The following is a 5,858-nucleotide window of genomic DNA, read 5'->3' as shown; positions in this document are numbered from 1 at the left end:
TTTTCTATGAATAATTCAGGTTAATTATATTTTTAATAATTGTTGTAATTAGTAGATTTGTGAATGTAAGTGTTAAAAATGAAAATATTTCTAAAGAACAGTGGAGAGAGGATATAAAATATCTTCAAGAAAAGTTACCTAAGAAACATGCAAATTTGTATTTTAATGAAACAGAAGAAGAGTTTAATTCATTATTGAGGGAACTAGATGCTAATGTAAATTCTTTAAACTCAAAGGAAATACAGGTACAACTTATGAAAATTATGGGAGTCATTGGTGATTCGCATACGAATATTGCTAATTTTAAATCTAACAAATTGCTACCTTTAAAATTTTATTGGTTTAAAGATGGGATATATATAATTAGCAGTGATTATGAGTATAAAGACTTATTAGGATTTAAGGTTTTGAAAATAAATAATACTCCAATTAAAGATTATATAAACATGGTAGCAGTGCTTATACCCCATGAAAATGAAAGCTTAATTAAAGCTAGATTTAGTGATTATATTGAAGACTCAAAAATATTAGAGCATTTTAGTGGTGTAGAAAATGATACTGTGTCACTAAATCTTTTAGATAATAAAGGCAATGAAGTTTTAAAGGAGATAAAAATAAAAAGAAATACAGATATAAAATATATGAATTTAATAGGGGAATTAAGTAATAAACCACTTTACTTACAAAATCAGAAAGCAGACTTAACAGGTACCTACTTAAAGGAAGAAAAATTAATATACTGCAAATTAAATAAATGTCCAATAATTTTTAATAAAAAGGAATTAAAAAACATTGAGAAAATAGCACAAGAAAATAAAGTGAAAACTATAGCAGTTGATCTTCGAAATAATAGTGGGGGGACATATTTTCATGGTAACGATTTGTATAATATGCTCAGTCAGCTAAAAACATCAAAATTAGTGGAAAATGTTGATGTGATTATAGGAAGAGAAACTTTTTCCTCAGGTATTTTATATGCATTACAGTTCAAAGAAAAGTTAGAGGCTAAATTATATGGGGAACCAACTGGTGGAAAACCAAGCCACTATGGAGATATTCAGAATATGGTTTTACCAAACTCAAAATTAAATATATCATATTCAACGAAATATTTTAGTTCAAATATAAATGGAGATACCTTAAATCCAGATTATGAAGTGGAATTAAGTATTGAAGATTACATTATTGGTTCAGATCCAGTATTGCAAAAAATAATTGATAATAATAAGTAATTAATGAAAAGTACTCATAATATAGGTATTTTTTTACGAGTGTGAACAAAAATTTAGAAGATTTATTATAATACTAGGAAGGAGTGAGTGGTAAATTGGTTATATATATAGTTAGACATGGTATGGACAATGAAAATTATAGAGGTGGATGGAGTGACTTGGGTTTAATAGAGGAGGGCATGGAACAAGCCAAATTATTAGCAAATTATTTAAGTGATAATAAAGAAAAGTACACCATTAATAAAATTATAAGCAGTGATTTAAGACGAGCTGTTGAAACAGCTAAGGAGATTGAAAGCAAATTAAATATACCAGTAAAGTATTGTAGTGATTGGAGAGAAATAAATAATGGAGTTCTGGCAGGAATGGATAACAAGGATGCATTAATAAAATATCCTGGACTCTTTTTTAATACACTAGAGATGAGTGAGAGATATCCAAATGGAGAAAGTCCTAGTGAGTTTTACAATAGAATACAAAGTGCTTTTTTAGAACTTTGCAACAATATTTCAACGGGAATGGAAGAAGACAATGTAATGATTCTTACTCATGGTGGAGTAATAAATGTTTTATACTATATATTAAATAATATGAAATGGACAAATAAGTCACCTAAATTATCTAAAACATCAACTACTGGAATGCACAAAATTGAGCATATAGAAGGAAAATGGAAAATAGTTATGAGTAATAGTGTTGAGCATTTACATTATTATAGTGAAATATAAAACTAGATCTATAGAGAAATAGGAGTATATAAAATTATATATCTATACAAATATTTAAACAGGAAAATAGTTATATAGGGAACTATTTAAATATAAAACTATTTAAATAGTTGTGCTATTCATGGGGGTTTTGGGGACCTTTAAAATATTTGACCAAAGAGTCTAAATATAATATAATTACTAAGATAACAGATAAAGATATTTAAACTTTAAATATTTACATATCTTTGCTTGTTTTGAACAGACATAATAGAATTATGTCAAATGTTATTTTTAGGGGGAAATATTATGGGCTTTTTTTATGAGTCAACGAATTTTACAGGTTGGGCTATTTGGCTTTTTATTCTTTTTGCCTTAATGGCTTTTAATGAGCTTGGTCGTTCAACAAAATGGGGTGGAATTATACTTTTTTTAATTGTTCCTATAGGTTTAACTATTTTTGTTTGGCCAACAACTGCAGCTCCAGGAAATGAATATGGAACAGGTACTTGGTTTAACTGGGTAAAAACTTACTCAGCACTGGCAGGGTGCCTTGGGTTTATGGCTATTCGCTATATTCCATCACTTGCTAAAAAGAAGTGGGTATTATGCTTTCCACCACTTATTTTGGCAATTAATATTCTCGAAGCAGCTATTCGTGATTTTCAATGCTTTACATATGGTGCATGGAACGGAGCATATGTAGACAATCTTTGGGTAATGTCAGGATCATGGAATATCATGAATGGTATAGCTGGATTACTAAACATTATTGCCATTTGTGGATGGTTTGGTATTTTTATTTCTAAAGATAAAACAAAGGATATGATATGGCCTGATATGATATGGCCTTGGATTATAGCTTATGATTTGTGGAATTTTGCCTATACATATAATTGTATAGCAGATCATTCATTTTATTGTGGTTTGGCACTGTTACTTTCTTGCACCATACCTGCTTTCTTTATCAAAAAAGGAGCATGGCTACAGCATCGTGCACAGACACTTGCACTATGGATTATGTTTGTTATGACAGTACCTTCCTTTGCAGATCGTATAGCACCTGTAGCTACTACACATAATCCAAAAGCGTTTTTTATTTTAAGTTTATTATCTTTAATAGCAAATGTAGCATTAGTAATTTATCAGTTTAATAAGATTCATAAAAATAAACTTAATCCACTAAAAGACGAAATTTTTGTAGAAACAAAAGCCTATAAGAAGATAGTTGAAGAAAATAGATAATATAAAAAGTATAATAATTTCATATGTATATAGGAGATTATATTTTTGGAATTTATGGGCATAATACCTTTAAGAAATTAAAATTTCTATTAAAGGAGGAATTCTTATGCCAGATAATAATGAGGTAAGAAAAGAAGATTCTAGTGGAAATAGTATTTTAAGATGGGCAGGAAGATTGATATTAGTTGCAATTATTTTAGGTATAACATCATTTTTAACTCCAGGATTTAGTATTTATGGACTATGGTCATATCTAATTGCAGCAGTTGTAATAACTGCATTAGACTATTTCGTAGAAGCATTCATGGGAGTCGATGCATCACCTTTTGGAAAAGGAATAAAAGGCTTTATTATTGCAGCTGTAATAATATATGTAGCACAATTTTTAGTGCCAAATATGAGGGTATCTCTACTAGGTGCAATATTAGCAGCTTTAGTTATTGGTGTAATAGATGCTGTATTTCCGTCAAGAGCAATGTAATTTTAAATACATCATATTGAAATGATTAAAGGAAGAACTCTAGAAATAGGGTTCTTTTTATTTATGTGAAAATGGAACATTAACATAAATACTTAATAATATAAATAAAGCGTGTATTGATATATGATTTATTTATGTTTGGAGGATAGCGGCATGAAAAGAAAGATTTACAATGTTTTATCTAATATGATATTGGGTGGAGATAACCCATCTAGAGTGAAAGCAAGGGGAGGTATTTCAAGGGAACTTCCCTTTGAAGTTGAAGTTGTTGCTGAAAATTTATTTGTACCTTGGGCCATAGATATAAGCAATGAAGGTAAATTATATTTTACAGAGCGATCTGGAGCAGTTAGAATTATTGAAGATGGCAAACTTCTTCCACAGCCACTGATTAGATTTAGTGCACCCTTTGTAAGCCAAGGAGAAGGGGGATTGATGGGAATTGCATTAGATCCAAATTATTCTCAAAACCATTATATATATGTTATGCATTCATATGCAGAAGGTAATCAAGTTCACAATCGTGTTGTGAGATTGATTGAAAATAATAACAAGGCATCTATTGACAGAGTACTTATTGATAAAATCCCTGGTGGGAGGATTCACAATGGAGGCAGGATAAAGATAGGGCCAGATGGAAAATTATATATTACAACGGGTGATGCAGGTAATTCTTCATTGGCACAAAATATCACAAGCACAGCAGGGAAAATACTGCGAATAGAATTAGATGGTAGTATTCCTGAAGATAATCCAAATGTAAATTCACCTGTTTATAGCTTAGGTCATAGAAATCCTCAGGGTTTAGCTTGGAATTCAAGAAATATATTGTATGCCTCCGAGCATGGGCAGACTGCTCATGATGAAATAAATATTATACAGCCAGGAGCTAATTATGGATGGCCTCTGGTTCAAGGAAATGAAGACTCTAAGGAAGTTATAGTGCAAAAACCATTAATACACAGTGAAGAAGAGACGTGGGCACCTTCTGGTATAGCCTTTGTAGATCAAGGACCGTGGCAAGGAAAATTACTAGTTGCTACTTTACGTGGAGAACAACTACTTACTATTTCATTAAATGGAAAAGGAACGAAAGTAAATAGCGTAGATTCATGGTTGAAGAATAGATATGGGCGCTTACGTGAGATTATTCAGGGGAAAGATGGAGCGATTTACCTAACAACAAGTAATAGAGATGGAAGAGGTAATCCTAATATAGGTGATGATAGAATTATTCGGATTATTCCCTCAAAGAGTAATATTTAGAAATAGAGAAGTTAGTAGGTATGGGATTAAACAAAATTCATATATAACAAAAATCAGATAGTTGGAAGTATAAAGAAACCTAAAAGGAAATGCAACTTGAAGTATAAATCGTACTACAGTGTATTAAAAATTCTTATTAGCAAATAATATAAAATGTTTAATATTTGCTTAAGGAGGAGAGCATGTGGACTTAAATTGGATATGGCAATCAATACTAATATTTATTGTAGGCACATTTATTTTAAGAGTGGGTGGAAGAAAATCCATTTCCCAAATGACAATTTCCCAAACTATTGTAATGATAGGATTAGGATCTTTACTCATTCAGCCTGTATCTGGGAAGGGGCTTCTTGTAACCTTTCTAGCAGCTGGTATATTAACTATATTAATGATAATCACTGAGTACTTGGAAATAAAAATAGATTTTTTAGAGACTATGTTTTCAGGTAAAGCAGTAATTGTTATTGAAAATGGTAAACCTAATATTAAAAATTTGAAAAAGCTTAGAATGTCAATTGATAGGCTTGAAACTCGATTGAGGCAGTCGGGTATATCATCAATAGAAGATGTTCAATATGCAACAATTGAAGTAAGTGGTCAGCTTGGATATGAATTGAAAAATAACAAAAGACCTATAAACCAAGAGGATTTTATAAAGCTAATGAGTGAAATATACGAATTAAAATCAATGATTAGTAATAAGGCGAAACCTGAAAGTTATGAAAATAACAATATATTTAAAGAAATAAAAGGTGGAAAGTTTGAGGGAAATAAAAATGAGCCATAAAGTATAACAACTAAAAAGGTACAAAATAATAGTCATGCATATTTAATTTGCTTAGTATAGCTTAAATGTACAAGTTTATTGACAATATAAGTATAATAATGTAAAATATACTTAATATATTTGATAGTGTAAAGTGTGGT

The 5,858-nt window shown here is 30.1% G+C and carries 6 protein-coding genes; all 6 read left to right on the top strand.

Annotated features, from left to right (window positions below; genetic code table 11):
• Positions 1 to 59 precede the first annotated feature (59 nt).
• The 6 genes from B3J31_RS16440 (at position 60) to B3J31_RS16415 (ending at position 5,718) form a co-directional block, all read left to right on the top strand.
• Positions 60 to 1,232 carry a hypothetical protein gene (locus B3J31_RS16440; RefSeq protein WP_346867279.1) on the top strand — a complete coding sequence of 391 codons (1,173 nt, stop codon included), beginning with the start codon at positions 60 to 62 and terminating at the stop codon, positions 1,230 to 1,232.
• Between the two features lie 95 nt (positions 1,233 to 1,327).
• Entirely contained in the window at positions 1,328 to 1,960 is a 633-nt protein-coding gene (locus B3J31_RS16435) for a histidine phosphatase family protein (protein WP_346867280.1), read from the top strand.
• A 288-nt stretch (positions 1,961 to 2,248) separates the two neighbouring features.
• Positions 2,249 to 3,184 carry a DUF5692 family protein gene (locus B3J31_RS16430; protein WP_150845168.1) on the top strand — a complete coding sequence of 312 codons (936 nt, stop codon included), beginning with the start codon at positions 2,249 to 2,251 and terminating at the stop codon, positions 3,182 to 3,184.
• A 106-nt stretch (positions 3,185 to 3,290) separates the two neighbouring features.
• Entirely contained in the window at positions 3,291 to 3,665 is a 375-nt protein-coding gene (locus B3J31_RS16425) for a phage holin family protein (protein ID WP_150845167.1), read from the top strand.
• 153 nt (positions 3,666 to 3,818) lie between these two features.
• On the top strand, positions 3,819 to 4,931 hold the full coding sequence (locus B3J31_RS16420) for a PQQ-dependent sugar dehydrogenase (RefSeq protein ID WP_346867281.1): 1,113 nt from the start codon (positions 3,819 to 3,821) through the stop codon (positions 4,929 to 4,931).
• A 184-nt stretch (positions 4,932 to 5,115) separates the two neighbouring features.
• On the top strand, positions 5,116 to 5,718 hold the full coding sequence (locus B3J31_RS16415; RefSeq protein WP_346867282.1) for a DUF421 domain-containing protein: 603 nt from the start codon (positions 5,116 to 5,118) through the stop codon (positions 5,716 to 5,718).
• Positions 5,719 to 5,858 lie beyond the last annotated feature (140 nt).

It is taken from the genome of Clostridium sp. UBA5988, from assembly GCF_002435615.1.
GTDB classification, from domain to species: domain Bacteria; phylum Bacillota; class Clostridia; order Clostridiales; family Clostridiaceae; genus Clostridium_J; species Clostridium_J sulfidigenes.
The sequence above is the reverse complement of the archived record's forward strand: the minus strand, read 5'-3'. Positions and strand labels throughout refer to the sequence as shown.

Coding starts and splice junctions, on each gene's coding strand:
- B3J31_RS16430 (WP_150845168.1), top strand. CDS start 2,249: ATGGGCTTTTTTTATGAGTCAACGAATTTTACAGGTTGGGCTATTTGG.
- B3J31_RS16425 (WP_150845167.1), top strand. CDS start 3,291: ATGCCAGATAATAATGAGGTAAGAAAAGAAGATTCTAGTGGAAATAGT.
- B3J31_RS16420 (WP_346867281.1), top strand. CDS start 3,819: ATGAAAAGAAAGATTTACAATGTTTTATCTAATATGATATTGGGTGGA.